At 63.1% G+C, this 14,471-nt stretch carries 15 protein-coding genes and 1 tRNA gene; 7 read left to right on the top strand and 9 right to left on the bottom strand.

The genetic code is table 11. From position 1 onward, the window contains the following. From trpB to aroA, 8 genes are all read right to left on the bottom strand, one after another. The coding region (trpB, locus tag VKR55_RS20895) for a tryptophan synthase subunit beta (protein WP_324406261.1) at positions 1 to 1,019 on the bottom strand (1,019 nt) is incomplete at its 3' end. After that, positions 1,016 to 1,675: a phosphoribosylanthranilate isomerase gene (locus VKR55_RS20890; RefSeq protein WP_324406260.1), complete on the bottom strand. Its 660-nt coding sequence runs from the start codon at positions 1,673 to 1,675 to the stop codon at positions 1,016 to 1,018. The genes VKR55_RS20890 and trpB, both read right to left, overlap by 4 nt. 70 nt (positions 1,676 to 1,745) lie before the next feature. Continuing rightward, positions 1,746 to 2,138, bottom strand: coding sequence for a LapA family protein (locus VKR55_RS20885; RefSeq protein WP_324406259.1), 393 nt, complete (start codon positions 2,136 to 2,138; stop codon positions 1,746 to 1,748). A 76-nt stretch (positions 2,139 to 2,214) separates the two neighbouring features. Continuing rightward, positions 2,215 to 2,514, bottom strand: a complete 300-nt coding sequence (locus tag VKR55_RS20880; protein WP_324406257.1) for an integration host factor subunit beta — start codon at positions 2,512 to 2,514, stop codon at positions 2,215 to 2,217. Between the two features lie 171 nt (positions 2,515 to 2,685). After that, positions 2,686 to 3,654: a signal peptide peptidase SppA gene (sppA, locus tag VKR55_RS20875; RefSeq protein WP_324406255.1), complete on the bottom strand. Its 969-nt coding sequence runs from the start codon at positions 3,652 to 3,654 to the stop codon at positions 2,686 to 2,688. Between the two features lie 320 nt (positions 3,655 to 3,974). After that, the gene (gene rpsA / locus VKR55_RS20870; RefSeq protein WP_324406254.1) at positions 3,975 to 5,687 is read right to left on the bottom strand and encodes a 30S ribosomal protein S1; all 1,713 of its coding nucleotides are present in this window, start codon (positions 5,685 to 5,687) and stop codon (positions 3,975 to 3,977) included. 246 nt (positions 5,688 to 5,933) lie between these two features. Then, a complete protein-coding gene (cmk, locus tag VKR55_RS20865) occupies positions 5,934 to 6,572 on the bottom strand; it encodes a (d)CMP kinase (protein ID WP_324406252.1) in 639 nt (212 codons plus the stop codon). Further along, positions 6,569 to 7,906 carry a 3-phosphoshikimate 1-carboxyvinyltransferase gene (aroA, locus tag VKR55_RS20860; protein WP_324406251.1) on the bottom strand — a complete coding sequence of 446 codons (1,338 nt, stop codon included), beginning with the start codon at positions 7,904 to 7,906 and terminating at the stop codon, positions 6,569 to 6,571. The genes cmk and aroA overlap by 4 nt, the downstream gene beginning before the upstream one ends. A gap of 143 nt (positions 7,907 to 8,049) precedes the next feature. Here aroA and VKR55_RS20855 point away from each other — a divergent pair, with 143 nt between their 5' ends. Both VKR55_RS20855 and VKR55_RS20850 read left to right on the top strand, forming a co-directional pair. Next, a complete protein-coding gene (locus tag VKR55_RS20855) occupies positions 8,050 to 8,460 on the top strand; it encodes a TIGR02300 family protein (RefSeq protein ID WP_324406249.1) in 411 nt (136 codons plus the stop codon). A 100-nt stretch (positions 8,461 to 8,560) separates the two neighbouring features. Then, positions 8,561 to 8,636: transfer RNA gene (locus VKR55_RS20850), tRNA-Ala, on the top strand. Positions 8,637 to 8,740: 104 nt separating this feature from the next. Here the strand turns inward: VKR55_RS20850 and VKR55_RS20845 are convergent. Further along, positions 8,741 to 9,205 (bottom strand): MarR family winged helix-turn-helix transcriptional regulator, encoded by a 465-nt coding sequence (locus tag VKR55_RS20845; protein ID WP_324406248.1) that lies wholly within the window; start codon positions 9,203 to 9,205, stop codon positions 8,741 to 8,743. A gap of 152 nt (positions 9,206 to 9,357) precedes the next feature. On the opposite strand from VKR55_RS20845, the gene VKR55_RS20840 reads away from it, so the two are divergent. The 5 genes from VKR55_RS20840 (at position 9,358) to ugpE (ending at position 14,467) form a co-directional block, all read left to right on the top strand. Next, positions 9,358 to 9,783, top strand: a complete 426-nt coding sequence (locus tag VKR55_RS20840) for an organic hydroperoxide resistance protein (RefSeq protein WP_324406247.1) — start codon at positions 9,358 to 9,360, stop codon at positions 9,781 to 9,783. A 164-nt stretch (positions 9,784 to 9,947) separates the two neighbouring features. Further along, positions 9,948 to 11,153 carry a CaiB/BaiF CoA transferase family protein gene (locus tag VKR55_RS20835; RefSeq protein ID WP_324406245.1) on the top strand — a complete coding sequence of 402 codons (1,206 nt, stop codon included), beginning with the start codon at positions 9,948 to 9,950 and terminating at the stop codon, positions 11,151 to 11,153. Between the two features lie 172 nt (positions 11,154 to 11,325). Then, positions 11,326 to 12,642: a sn-glycerol-3-phosphate ABC transporter substrate-binding protein UgpB gene (gene ugpB / locus VKR55_RS20830; RefSeq protein ID WP_324406244.1), complete on the top strand. Its 1,317-nt coding sequence runs from the start codon at positions 11,326 to 11,328 to the stop codon at positions 12,640 to 12,642. 95 nt (positions 12,643 to 12,737) lie between these two features. Beyond that, positions 12,738 to 13,619, top strand: a complete 882-nt coding sequence (ugpA, locus tag VKR55_RS20825; protein ID WP_324406242.1) for a sn-glycerol-3-phosphate ABC transporter permease UgpA — start codon at positions 12,738 to 12,740, stop codon at positions 13,617 to 13,619. Beyond that, positions 13,619 to 14,467, top strand: coding sequence for a sn-glycerol-3-phosphate ABC transporter permease UgpE (gene ugpE / locus VKR55_RS20820; protein ID WP_324406239.1), 849 nt, complete (start codon positions 13,619 to 13,621; stop codon positions 14,465 to 14,467). Before ugpA ends, ugpE begins: the two co-directional genes overlap by 1 nt. Positions 14,468 to 14,471 lie beyond the last annotated feature (4 nt).

Genomic DNA, 14,471 nt, shown 5'->3' with positions numbered 1-14,471 from the left:
TCGTCGGTCGCCGACAGATATTTGACCCGGCCGACTTCGTGCAGCCAGGAATGCTCGGGCCCGATGCCGGGATAATCGAGCCCGGCCGAGATCGAATGCGCGTCCTGGATCTGCCCGTCGTCGTCCATCAACAGATACGTGCGGTTGCCGTGCAGCACGCCGGGCCGGCCACCGGCAATCGACGCGGCGTGCAATTGCGTCAGGCCGTGGCCGGCGGCTTCGACGCCAAAGATTTCGACGGAAGGATCGTCGAGGAACGGATGGAACAGGCCCATCGCATTGGAGCCGCCGCCGATGCAGGCAACGAGCGAATCCGGCAAGCGGCCTTCGGCTTCCTGCATCTGCTTGCGCGTCTCTTCGCCGATCACCGACTGGAAGTCGCGCACCATCATCGGATAGGGGTGGGGACCTGCGACCGTGCCGATGCAGTAGAACGTGTTGTGCACGTTGGTGACCCAGTCGCGCAGCGCCTCGTTCATGGCATCCTTCAGCGTGCGCGTTCCGGACTGCACCGGAATCACCTTGGCGCCCAGCATCTCCATGCGGATGACGTTCGGCTGCTGCCGCTCGACGTCGACGGCGCCCATATAGACGAAGCACTCAAGCCCGAAGCGCGCGCACAGCGTCGCGGTGGCGACGCCGTGCTGGCCGGCACCGGTCTCGGCGATGATGCGCTTCTTGCCCATGCGCCGCGCCACCATGATCTGGCCAAGCACGTTGTTGACCTTGTGGGAGCCGGTGTGATTGAGCTCCTCGCGCTTGAAATAGATCTTGGCGCCGCCAAGATGCGCGGTTAAGCGTTCGGCGAAATAAAGCGGCGACGGCCGGCCGACATAGTCGCGCAGATATCCGCTCATCTCGGCGTGGAACGCCGGGTCGGCCTTGGCTTTCGTATAGGCCTTTTCCAGATCGAGGATCAGCGGCATCAGCGTTTCCGCGACGAAACGCCCCCCGAAATTGCCGAAATGCCCGCGCTCGTCGGGGCCGGTGCGGAAGGAATTGGGACGGGCCTGGCTCATCTGACGGTCAACTCTTCGCTTAAACGCGCGGCGCGGATGAAATCACGGATCATCTCGATATCCTTGACGCCTGCCGCGCTCTCGACTCCTGAGGAAACATCAACGCCGCCGGCGCGGGTGACGCGGACGGCGTCTGCGACATTGCCGCCATGGAGGCCGCCGGACACCATGAACGGCAGCTTGAGGTCAAGATTTTCCAGCAGGTGCCAATCGAAGGCGGCGCCGAGGCCGCCGGGGCGCGTGGCACCCTTGGGAGGGCGGGCATCGAACAGGATGCGGTCGGCGATGGCGGCATAACCGCTCAGCGGCGCGAGGTCGGCGGCGCGCTCGACGGGCAGCGCCTTCATCACCTCGCGACCGAACTTGCGCTTGATAGCGGCGACCCGTGCCGGCGTTTCATGGCCGTGCAGTTGCAGGATGTCGGGCGCCAGCGCCTCGACGATGCCCTCCAATGTCGCGTCGTCGGCATCGACGGTGAGCGCCACCTTGGTGGCGCGCTGCTTGACCTGCCGGCCCAGCTCGCGTGCGGTCTCGAGCGCGAGATGGCGTGGCGAGGGCGGGAAGAACACGAACCCCACCATGTCGGCGCCGGCCGCGAGCGCAGCGTCGAGCGTCTCGCGCGTGGACAGGCCGCAGATTTTGACGAGCAGGGTCATGGTCTTTCGTATAGCGGAAAATGCGTGGAATCCAGTGCCGCACGGCCTCAAGGGCGTGGCGGGGCGCCTTCTACAACGCCGCACCCTGCCTGTCTCGCCCCACAGCCCCTGAGAAGCCGGTCTTCGGCGGCAATGCCAGCCGCTGGGTTTCGCTGCGCGAGGCGACCGCCTGGCTACGAAGTTCCGCCAGTTGCGCCTTGGCGGTGCGGGCATCCGCCTCGTGCAGGCGCGCCGCCCGGCGCCAGCGGCGCTGGCCGAACCAGGTCGCACATCCGCCGGCTATCACACCCAGGATCGCGACCACGATGATCAGTACAAACAGCGGCATCGATGTGGAAACGGACGGATTGGCTGAATTGAACGGATCGAACGACACGGTCACCAAATGCCGGTTCGCGACTGCGAAGGTGACAAAGATCAGACCCAACAAGATGGCGAACAGGGTGCTGAAGAACTTCCGCATGGCGATGGCTCGCGTTGATTGGCCTCATCACGCAAAACAAGCGGCGACGGGCGTTCGTCCGCTGCGCGCGAAGGTGTCAGGCTTCGGCTTCGGGGTTGTCGCGGTTCAGCCGCTCGCGCATTTCCTTGCCGGTCTTGAAGAATGGAACGCTCTTCTGGTCGACCGGAACATGGGCGCCGGTGCGCGGGTTGCGGCCGGCCCGCGCCGGACGATGCTTCACGGAAAACGCGCCGAATCCGCGCAGCTCGACCCGGTCGCCGCGCGCCAGCGCAGCCACGATCTCATCGAGAATCGCGTTCACGATGTTCTCGACATCCCGCTGATAGAGATGCGGGTTGTGCTCGGCAATACGCTGAACGAGTTCGGATTTGATCATAAAGAGGTTCGGACCAGGAAACGTCACCTGTCATTTCCGTGAAAATGCCTTGAACTGTCAAGACGCTAAATCAGGTTTGCGCGGCGCGAAATTGCGTGACAAACCCCCGAAAGGGGTCTGTCACAATGCTCGCATCGCGGGAAAAACCGTTAGATTGGCGCCTGCGGCACCTCAGTTGGTGGCAGCCGGCTGCCACAACGCGAGCATTCCATCGAGCGCGAAGCGGTCGATCGCGGAACCGTCGACCTGGCGCGCGATGGCGCCGAATCCGAGCGCATCCAGCGCGCTCGAAGCCGCCGCGCGCAGGAACGTCAGGTCGCCGAAGCGGGGGCTAAGCTTGTAGTCGCGCACCGGCAGATCCTTTTTCACGCCCTTCTTCGCAACCAGCCAGGCGATCGCGGTCTTCTCGTCGCCCAACTCATCGACGAGCTTGAGGCCGACGGCCTGATGGCCGGTGAAGACCCGGCCGTCCGAGACCTTTGCGAGCTCCTCGTCGCTCATGCCGCGCCGTTCCTTCACCAGGCCCTTGAACCAGGCATAGGAATCTTTGACCAACGCATCGAGCGCGTCACGCGCCTCGGGACTGGTCGGCTCGAAGCCGTTGGGCGCTGCTTTCAGCGGCGAGGACTTCACTTCCTCGACCTTCACGCCGACGGTCTTCAAGAGCTCCGAGAAATTCGGATATTGAAACAGAACGCCGATCGAGCCCACCAGCGAGCTTTGCTGGGCGACGATATGGTCGGCCGCAATCGCGGTGATGTAGCCGCCGGAAGCCGCCAGTCCCTCGACCACGACGACCATCGGTTTCTTCGCCTTCAGGCTCATCAGCGAATCATAGAGCTGTTCGGAGCCGGCGGTGGTGCCGCCGGGCGAATTGATGTGAACGATGACGGCGGCGTACTTGGATTTTTCCAGGCGCTCCAGCGCCTCGACCCGGTCGCGGTCGCTGCGGATCAGGCCTTCGATGTTGACGCGCGCGATCGTGCCGGACGACGTGAAGGCCCCGCGTCCGCCCGGAGACACCAGCGTCGCGATGGTGCCGATCGCGGCGATGGCGACGACGATGGCTGCGACACGCCAGAAGGTCAGCTTGCGGCGCATGCGGCGGCGATCGACGATCACGTCTGATTCCATCGACATCGAAATTCTCCTTGAAAGTAAGGCCCGCGCGTTTTGCATTCGCAGCGTAAATGCCGCCCTAACGTCATTACATCAATTGCGATCCAATATGAAGAAATGAAGGCTCCGCCGCCTTCCGGTAGTCGTCATGGCCGGACATAGCCGTCCGAAGTACGACGTCGCTCCCACTCGCCTACGCCCGGCCATCCACGCCTTTTGTGGATCGAAGACGTGGATGCCCGCGACAAGCGCGGGCATGACGAAGGAGAGAGCGTTGCCGCGCATGAAAAAGGCCCCGGTCGTGACCGGGGCCTGTCTCGTTGGGAGCAAGCAGCGAAAGCTTACTTCTCGTTGGCCCGGTTCTTGAGCGCGGTACCGAGAATGTCGCCCAGCGTCGCCCCCGAATCGGAGGAGCCATACTGCGCGATGGCTTCCTTCTCCTCGGCGACTTCGAGCGCCTTGATCGACACCTGCACCTTGCGGGCCTTCTTGTCGAACTGGATCACCCGGGCATCGACCTTCTCGCCGACGGCAAAACGCTCGGCGCGCTGGTCGTTGCGGTCACGGGCAAGCTCGGAGCGCTTGATGAAGGTCGTGAAGTCGGTGCCGACGATCTTGACGTCGATGCCGGCGTCCTTCACGTCCAGAACTTCGCAGGTCACGACCGCACCCTTCTTGACATCGCCCGGCTCTGCGAAGGGATCGCCTTCGAGCTGCTTGACGCCAAGCGAGATGCGCTCCTTCTCGACATCGACATCGAGGACGACGGCCTTGACCAGGTCGCCCTTCTTGTAATTGTCGATGACCTGCTCGCCAGGAAGCTTCCAGTCGAGGTCCGACAGGTGGACCATGCCGTCGACGTCGCCCTCGAGGCCGAGGAACAGGCCGAACTCGGTCTTGTTCTTGACCTCGCCCTCGACCACGGAGCCGACCGGGAACTTCTCGATGAACACTTCCCAGGGATTGCGCATGGTCTGCTTGAGGCCGAGCGAGATGCGGCGCTTGACGGAATCGACTTCCAGCACCTGCACGTCGACTTCCTGCGAGGTCGACACGATCTTGCCGGGGTGCATGTTCTTCTTGGTCCACGACATCTCCGAGACGTGGATCAGGCCTTCGATGCCGGGCTCGAGCTCGACGAACGCGCCGTAATCGGTGATGTTGGTGACGCGGCCGTGGAAGCGCGCATTCAGCGGATATTTGGCCTCGATGCCCTGCCACGGATCGTCGAGGAGCTGCTTCATGCCGAGCGAGATGCGATGCGTCTCGTGGTTGATCTTGATGATCTTGACCTTCACGGTCTGGCCGATGGTCAACACCTCGGTCGGGTGGTTGACGCGGCGCCATGCGATGTCGGTGACGTGCAACAGGCCGTCGATACCGCCGAGGTCGACGAACGCACCGTAATCGGTGATGTTCTTGACCACGCCGTCGATCACCTGACCCTCTTCGAGGTTCTGCACCAGCTCCTGGCGCTGCTCGGCGCGGGTCTCCTCCAGCACCGTGCGGCGCGACACCACGATGTTGCCGCGGCGGCGATCCATCTTGAGGATCTGGAACGGCTGGGAGTTGTTCATCAGCGGCGCGACGTCGCGGATCGGACGGATGTCGACCTGCGAGCGCGGCAGGAAGGCCACGGCGCCGTCGAGATCGACGGTGAAGCCGCCCTTGACCTGGTTGAAGATGACGCCCATGACCTTTTCGTTGTTCTGGAAGGCCTTCTCCAGCTTGCCCCAGCTCTCCTCGCGGCGCGCCTTGTCGCGCGACAGCACGGCTTCGCCCAGCGCATTCTCGATACGGTCGAGGAACACCTCGACGGTGTCGCCGACCTTCAGATCGCTTTCACGGCCGGGGCCGGAAAATTCGCGCAGCGCGACGCGGCCCTCGGTCTTCAGGCCGACGTCGATGACGGCCATGTCCTTTTCAATCGCAACCACCTTGCCCTTGATGACGGAGCTTTCCTGAAGGTTGCCGCCGGCAAAGGACTCATCCAGCATCGCCGCGAAATCGTCGCGGGTGGGATTGTAGGAACTTGCAGTTACACTCGAAGCCATTGGTTCTCCACTTGCGATGATCCTGCCGGCCGTTGGGGTTGTAAGGCGTATCGCGCGTAGAGGGCCGGGGCTCGCAAAACCCGAAGGCGGCCGCTTGCTGCATCGAGATGCAAAAGCGGGCCGGCAGATGCCTGCACGTTCAATACGATGAATTCCGTCCGGGTGGATGGTCTCGAAAATCCTGTTCGAGATCTCGACGTGTCATTGAGGGCGGGAGCGGGCTTTACCTCCAGTGACGGCAGGGGTTCAGACCCGCTGCCGGCCCGCTCGAACGGCCTCGACAATGTCGATGGCGGCCCGGACGCCGCCTTCTATATCGAGATCGGAATTGTCTAGCAAGTAAGCATCTTTGGCCGGCCTTAAAGGCGCAACAGCGCGGTTCTGATCGCGTTCGTCGCGAGCCAGAATATCGGCCAGGATCGTGGCCTCATCGGCCTCCTCGCCACGGCTTTGCGCCTCCAGCGTCCGGCGACGGGCCCGGACCCTGGGGTCCGCCACCACGAAGATTTTTACGTCGGCATTCGGGCAGATCACCGTGCCGATGTCACGGCCGTCGAGCACGGCCCCGGGCGGGGCGGCCGCAAATTGGCGCTGAAATTCGACCAAAACCTCCCGCATCCGGGGAATGGCCGACACCACCGAGGCGGCCGAGCCAACCTGGTGCGACTTCAGGGCCGGATCGTCGAAGATTTCGGGATCGAGCTCCTGGGCGGCCTTGACCGCGGCGGCCTCGTCCTTGAGGTCGGCGCCCGCGCTGATCAGCGCATAAGCTACCGCGCGATAGATCACCCCGGTATCGAGGTGGCGAAGTCCGTAATGGGCGGCGAGGCGCTTGGCGAGGGTCCCCTTGCCGGATGCGGCCGGGCCATCGATGGCGATGATCATGAAAACTCCGCGCCGAGCGAGCGCATCATCGGAATGAAGTCGGGAAAGCTGGTGGCGATGAAGGCGGTGTCGTCGACCTTCACCGGCTTGTCTGAGGCCAAGCCCATCACCAGCGCCGACATTGCGATGCGATGATCCATGTGGGTTGCGACTACGCCGCCGCCCGGCACATGGCCCCTGCCCTCGACGATGAGATCGTCGCCGGAAATCTCCACCTTGACGCCGTTGATGCGCAGCATTGCAGCCGTGGCCTCCAGCCGGTCGGATTCCTTGACCCGCAATTCCTTCAGACCGCGCATCACTGTGGTGCCTTCAGCGAACGAAGCGGCGACCGCCAGCACCAGATATTCGTCGATCATCGACGGCGCGCGCTCCGGCGGCACCTCGACGCCGCGGAGCTTTGAAGCACGCACGCGCAATTGCGCCATCGGTTCGCCGACATCGCCGCGCGCCTCGCTTTCCTCAATGGAACCGCCCATTTCCCGTAACGTCAAAAACAATCCGGTACGCAAGGGATTGGTCATGACATCGGACAGCAGGATGTCGGACCCTTCGACGATCAGCGCGGCGACGAGCGGAAACGCGGCCGATGACGGATCGGCCGGCACGACGACCTCAGCGCCACGCAGTTCAGGTTCGCCCGCAAGCGAGATCCGGCGGCCGTGCGCGCCCTCCTTCACCGAACTGATGTCGGCACCAAAATGCTTCAGCATCCGCTCGGTATGGTCGCGGCTTGCTTCCCGCTCGATGACTGTGGTGGTGCCCGGCGCGGCGAGGCCCGCGAGCAACACCGCGGACTTGATCTGGGCGGAGGCGACTGGCGTCTTGTAGGTGATCGGCACCGGGTATCGCGCGCCCTCGAGCCGCAGCGGCAGGCGGCCGCCCTCCCCGACATCGCTGGCGCGGGCACCCATGAGTTCCAGGGGATCGAGGATCCGCCGCATCGGGCGGCTGCGCAGCGAGGCGTCGCCGTCGAATATCGCCGAAATCGGACAGCCCGCGACAGCCCCCATCACCAGTCGACAGCCGGTGCCGGAATTACCGAAATCAAGCGGCTTTTGCGGGCTCGTGAAACCGCCGACACCGGTACCGTTGACCTTCCAGGCGAAATCGCCAGTCCGCTCCACCCGGGCGCCCAGCGCCCGCATGGATTTAGCGGTATTGAGCACGTCTTCGCCCTCCAAAAGCCCCGAAATTCGGGTCTCGCCGACGGAAAGTGCGCCCAGGATCAGCGCCCGGTGCGAGATCGATTTATCGCCTGGAACACGCACCCTGCCGCTCAGGGGGCCGGAGGCACGGGATTCCAGCGGGGCCGGATGGTCGGAATGGGTCAAGTCGGGGTCCTCTCGCCCGGGCAGGTAACATGGGTGCAGCGCTGCGTCACGGCCCTGAATTTCATGCACAAAGCGCTATTGACAGCGGCGTCTCAACTAGCCAAGTGAAGCACCGCTTTTCAGACATTCTGTGGGATTCCGCCGTGGCCAAATCCGATCTCGGAACCAAACGCATTTGCCCGACCACGGGCAAGAAATTTTACGATCTGAACAAGAATCCGGTGATCTCGCCCTATACCGGCGAGGTCGTGCCGATCGCCCCTGTCGCGCCGCCGCGCACCCGCGGGGCCCCTGCACCGATGGCCGCCACCGCCGACACCGCGCCGGAGCCGGCGGAAGCCGAAGAGTTGGTGTCGCTCGAGGAAGCCGACGCCGAGGAGAACACCGGAAAGGTGAAGGCAGTCGTGCCGGAGTCCGAGGACGACATCGAGATCGATGAGACCATCGAGGACGATGACGACGACGATTCCACTTTCATCGCCGACGAGGAAGACGAAGGCGATGAGGACGTCACCGACATCATAGGCGACGTCGGCGGCGACGAAGAGACTTGAGATCGGCCCTGATCTGTGATCAGGGTGCAGCCCGCGCGAGTCACCCAAGGCTCGGAGGCGGCATGATCCACTTGGCGGGATCGTGCCAAACGCAGGTTACGGGGCCATAGCTCAGCTGGGAGAGCGCTTGCATGGCATGCAAGAGGTCGGCGGTTCGATCCCGCCTGGCTCCACCACGCTTCGCCCTTCGGGCTACGCGTGGCGCAGCCGCGCAGAGCCCGAAGGTCGGAGCGTGGTGCCCGGCGTAGCCCGCAGGGCGAAGACGGGCTGAGATCAAAATTCAGCTAGACCCCACCGCCGCATTCAGCCGGTCGCGTAACGCCACGATCTCGTTCTTCAGTGAGATCAATTCCCCGACCGAGCAGGACGTTGCCGCCAAGATCGACTGCGGCACCGCGCGCGCCTTCTCCCTCAAGGCGTGGCCCTGCGGCGTCAGCGCGATCAGGATCTGCCGTTCGTCCTCGGTTCCCCGCGTGCGCTTGATGAGACCGGCCTGCTCCAACCGCTTCAGCAGCGGCGTCAGCGTGCCGGAATCCAGGAACAGCCGCTCGCCGATATCCTTGAGCGGAACCCCGTCGCGCTCCCACAACACCAGCATGACCAGATATTGCGGATAGGTCAGGCCAAGCCGCTCCAGCAGCGGCTTGTAGACGCGGTTGAACGCATGTGCGGCCGAATAGAGTGCAAAGCAGATCTGATTGTCGAGCCGCAGCACCTGGTCCGTTGCATGAGATTTCTTGCCCATTGCATCCTCGTTACGATTGTCGACCATAGTGGGCCGGGGCTGGGCCGCATTCAATTGCGAACAATTAAACGTGAGGCCATGCTTTTTATATTGCGTACAATCTAGTTGTGCGCAATATAAAAAGCATTGAAGTTCAAGCAAGGGAGAGACCCGTGTCCGTGAATGTCCTCTACAAGACCCAGGCCAAGGCCACCGGCGGCCGCGACGGCCATGCCGCAACGCTCGATGGCGCGCTCGACGTCAAGCTCACCACGCCAAAGGAACTCGGCGGAGGCGGCGGCGCAGGCAACAATCCCGAGCAATTGTTCGCGGCCGGTTATGCCGCCTGCTTCATCGGCGCGATGAAGTTCGTGGCTTCGCAGGGCGGCCCCAAGGTTCCCGCGGACGCCTCGGTGACTTCGACGGTCGGCATCGGGCCGCGCTCCGAAGGCGGCTTCGGGCTCGATATCGCGCTCGCCATCTCGCTGCCGGGAGTTGCGCGCGCCGACGCGGAAGCGCTGGTGGCGAAGGCCCATCAGGTATGCCCCTACTCCAATGCCACGCGCGGTAATGTCGACGTACGGCTGAACGTGGTCTAAGTCCGCGGCGCGGAACGGCTCGCTGCTTGGTCAGCGGGCCGTTCGCTCTGCCGACCTCGCCCCGTGACGGCAGCCCCGTCATGCGCGCGTCGGGCATTGATGCCGCGCGCGAAGACCGCTAGCGCTTGGGGTGTCAAACTCCACAGGGCAAGCGAAGGTTTTCCATGAGTTCACAGGCGGCTGCGGGCGCGATGACGGGATTGCGCGTGATCGATCTGACGCGCGTGCTCGGCGGACCCTATTGCACGCAAATTTTCGCCGATCACGGCGCCGATGTGATCAAGGTCGAGCCGCCCGCGGGCGACGAGACCCGCGATTGGGGCCCTCCCTTCCACGAGGACGACGCGGCCTATTTCGTCGGTATCAACCGCAACAAGCGTTCGATCGGTCTCGACCTCGCTTCCGAAGGCGGGCGCGCGGTGCTGATGAAGCTGCTCGAGACCGCCGACGTGCTGATCGAGAATTTCAAGCCGGGCACGCTCGACAAGTGGGGCATCGGCAATGATGTGCTGCGCGAAAGATTTCCGCGCCTGGTGCATTGCCGGATCTCCGGCTTCGGCGGCGATGGTCCGCGCGGCGGCAATCCCGGCTATGACGCCATCATCCAGGCCATGACCGGCATGATCGCCGCGACCGGCTCGAAGCAGAGCGGACCGATTCGGATCGGCGTTCCCGTGGTCGACATCACGACCGGCCTTTACGCCACGATCGGCATCCTGATGGCGCTGTCGGACCGGCAGAAGTCGGGGCTCGGCCAGTTCCTGGAGACAACGCTGTACGAGACGGGCCTTGCGGTCATGCATCCGCACACCGCGAACTATTTCATGCACGGCAAGCCACCGTCACTGACGGGCAACGAGCATCCAAACCTCGTGCCTTACGCGATCTTCCCGACCAAGACCGACGATATCTTTATCGGCGTCGGCAATGACGGCACCTTCCGAAAGCTCGCCCGGGAGATCGGCAAGCCCGAGCTTGGCACCGATCCACGCTTTGCGCGCAACAAGGACCGGATCGCCAACCGCCAGGCGCTGCGAGAGGTGCTCGCCGCGGTGTTTTCCCAGCACGAGGCCGAGCCGTTGTGCAACCGCCTGTTGGCCGCGGGCCTGCCGGCAGGCCCGGTGCAGAAGATCGACCAGGCGCTGACCAACGAGCACACGCTCTACCGCGGCGACGTTATCACCAAGGACTGGTACAAGGGCGTCGCCTCCCCGATCCGCATGCAGCGCAGCAAACCAAGCCTGCGGCGCACGCCGCCGAAGTTCAGCCAGCACACCAGGGAAGTGCTTGCCGAGTTCGGCTATGCGACCGGCGAGATCGACGCCCTGATGGCAAGCGGCGCGGTCTGCGGCACCGAGCGCAAGCGCTAGGAGGCGGTCGCCCCGGCAAGAGCCCGGGGCGACCGCCTCGCCGCCTACTCCCAATTGGGACTTCCTTGGTGCCGGCTTGCCGCCTACCATTAATCCCGCTTACGGTCATGTGCACGTCATCGGGCGCTGGTAACGGCGCAACCGGCATGACCATTCAATGGGAGGGGTTTTGATGAGTTTTCGACAATTCGGCGCGGCTGCGGCAACCGCCGTCACGCTCGCTTTTGCTGCTTCGCCCGCAAGCGCCGTGACGGAAATCCAGTGGTGGCACGCCATGACGGGTCCAAACAACGACGTCGTGGTCAAGCTCGCCAACGATTTCAACGCTTCGCAAAGCGACTACAAGATCGTCCCAACCTTCAAGGGCAGTTATGCCGACACGCTGAACGCCGGCATTGCCGCGTTCCGCGCCGGCAACGCACCCGGCATCATGCAGGTGTTCGAGGTCGGCACCGCGACCATGATGGGCGCCAAGGGCGCGATCAAGCCGGTCTTTCAATTGATGAAGGAGCAGGGCGAGAAGTTCGATCCGCAATCCTATCTGCCGGCGATCGCCGGCTACTATTCGACCTCGAAGGGCGAAATGCTCTCGTTCCCCTTCAACTCATCGAGCATGGTGATGTGGGTCAACCTCGACGCGCTGAAACAGGCCGGCATCGACGCGCCGCCGAAGACCTGGCCGGAGGTGTTTGCGGACGCCAAGAAGCTGCATGCCACCCACCCGACCTGCGGCTTCTCCACCGCCTGGGGTCCCTGGGGCACCATCGAACAGTTCTCCGCCTGGCATAACCTGCCGATCGGCACCAAGGCCAACGGCATGGACGGGTTCGACACCGTGTTCACTTTCAACAATCCGGTGGAAATAAAGCTCCTGCAAAATCTCGTCGAGCTGCAGAAGGACAAGAGCTTCGATTATTCGGGGCGCACAAACACCGGCGAAGGCCGCTTCACCTCGGGCGAGTGTCCGCTGTTCATGACCTCGTCGGCGTTCTATCCGAACGTCAAGGCCAACGCCAAGTTCGCCTATACCGCGGTGCCGATGCCGTATTTCCCCGATGTCAAGGGCGCGCCGCAGAACTCGATCATCGGCGGCGCCTCGCTCTGGGTGATGGGCGGAAAATCGCCGGAAGAATACAAGGGCATCGCGAAATTCTTCACCTTCCTGTCCGACACTGATCGTCAGGTCTATCTGCACGAGGTCTCCGGCTATCTGCCGATCACCAAGGCGGCCTACGAGAAGACCAAGGCGTCGGGCTTCTACGAGAAGAACCCGATCCTCGAAGTGCCGCTCAAGGAACTGACCAACAAGCCGCCGACCGAGAATTCGCGAGGCCTGCGTTTCGGCGGCATGGCGCAACTGCGTGACGTCTTCTCGGAAGAAATCGAAGCGGCGCTCGCCGGCAAGAAGACGGCGAAGGAAGCACTGGATGCGGCGGTGGCGCGCGGCAACCAGATGCTGCGCCAGTTCGAGCGCACCGCGTCGAAATGACAAATGCGCGATCGTGGCTGCGGACTACCGCAGCCACGATGCGCTGTTTTGGAGTGTGATCTCTTCCGGATCACGCTTGGCGAGGCGGGGGCTTCATGGAAAACCGGGCGATCTTTTCAGGCAAGGCGCTGGCCTATCTCCTGGTGCTGCCGCAGCTTGCGATCTCCCTGATCTTTTTCTATTGGCCGGCGGCGCAGGCGTTCTGGCAATCTTTCCTGGTGCAGGATGCGTTCGGGCTCTCAACCGAGTTCGTCTGGTTCGAGAACTACGTCGATCTCCTGAAGACGCCTGAATATTATCAGGCGATCGGCACCACCTTCGTGTTCTCGATATTGGTGGTGTTCTTCTCGCTCGCGATCGGGCTGTTGCTCGCGGCGATGGCAAACCGGAATATCCGCGGCGTGCAGATCTACCGCACCTTCCTGATCATCCCCTATGCGGTGGCGCCGGCGGTGGCAAGCGTGCTCTTCATCTTCATGTTTCAGCCCGGGCTCGGCATGATCGCGCGCCTGTTGCAGCAATCGGGCATTGACTGGAATCCCGTGCTCAACGGCACGCATGCGATGATCCTGATCGTCATCGTCGCGGTCTGGAATCAGATCAGCTACAATTTCCTGTTCTTTCTCGCCGGCCTGCAGTCCATTCCGAAGAGCGTGATCGAGGCCGCGGCGATCGACGGTGCGCGGCCCATGCGGCGGTTCTGGACCATCATCTTCCCGCTGCTGTCGCCAACGACGTTCTTCCTGATCGTGGTCAACATCACCTACGCCTTCTTCAACACGCTTGGCATCATCGACACCGCGACCGGTGGCGGCCCGAACGGCGCTACGGCAACGCTGGTCTACAAGGTGTTCCTGGACGGCAAGGGTGGCACCGACCTTGGCGGCTCGGCGGCACAATCGGTGATCCTGATGATCATCGTGGTCGTGCTGACCGCGATTCAGTTCCGCTACGTCGAAAAGAAGGTGCACTACTGATGGTCGAGCACCGGCGATTTGGAAATCTGCTGGCCCACCTCGTGCTGCTGGCCGGCGTGATCGTCGTCGCCTTCCCCGTCTATCTGGCGATCGTCGCCTCGACCCACGACAACACCGTCATCGCGAACGGGCAGATGCCGCTGTATCCGGGCTCCCATGGACTCGAGACCTATTGGCACACCATCGTCTCCGGCACGGGCAAGACCACTCGGGAGCCGGTCGGCGGCATGATGCTGTCGAGCTTCATCATGGCGGTCGGGATAGCGCTTGGAAAGATCGCGATCTCGATCATCTCCGCATATGCGATCGTGTTCTTCAGCTTCCCGTTCCGGATGACGGCGTTCTGGACGATCTTCATCACGCTGATGCTGCCCGTCGAGGTGCGCATCTTTCCGACCTACAAGATCACCTCCGATCTGCACATGCTGGATTCCTACTCCGGCCTGATCCTGCCCTTGATCGCATCGGCGACCGCAACGCTCCTGTTCCGACAATTCTTCATGACAGTGCCGAAAGAGCTGGTCGAGGCCTCGAAGATGGACGGCGCCGGCCCGATCCGCTTCTTCTTCGATACGCTGCTGCCGCTGTCGGTGACGAACATCGCCGCGCTGTTCGTGATCCTCTTCATCTACGGCTGGAATCAATATCTCTGGCCGCTCCTGATCACGACGCGCGACGATATGCAGACCATCGTCATCGGCATCAAGAAGATCATCGACGTGCATGACGCGCTCACCGAATGGTCGGTGGCGATGGCGACCGCCGTGCTCGCCATGCTGCCGCCGGTCGCGATCGTCGTGCTGATGCAGCGCCTGTTTGTCAAAGGCCTGATCGAGACGGAGAAATAGGTCA

The sequence above is a fragment of the Bradyrhizobium sp. genome (assembly GCF_035309285.1).
Taxonomy (GTDB): domain Bacteria; phylum Pseudomonadota; class Alphaproteobacteria; order Rhizobiales; family Xanthobacteraceae; genus Bradyrhizobium.
The sequence above is the reverse complement of the archived record's forward strand: the minus strand, read 5'-3'. Positions and strand labels throughout refer to the sequence as shown.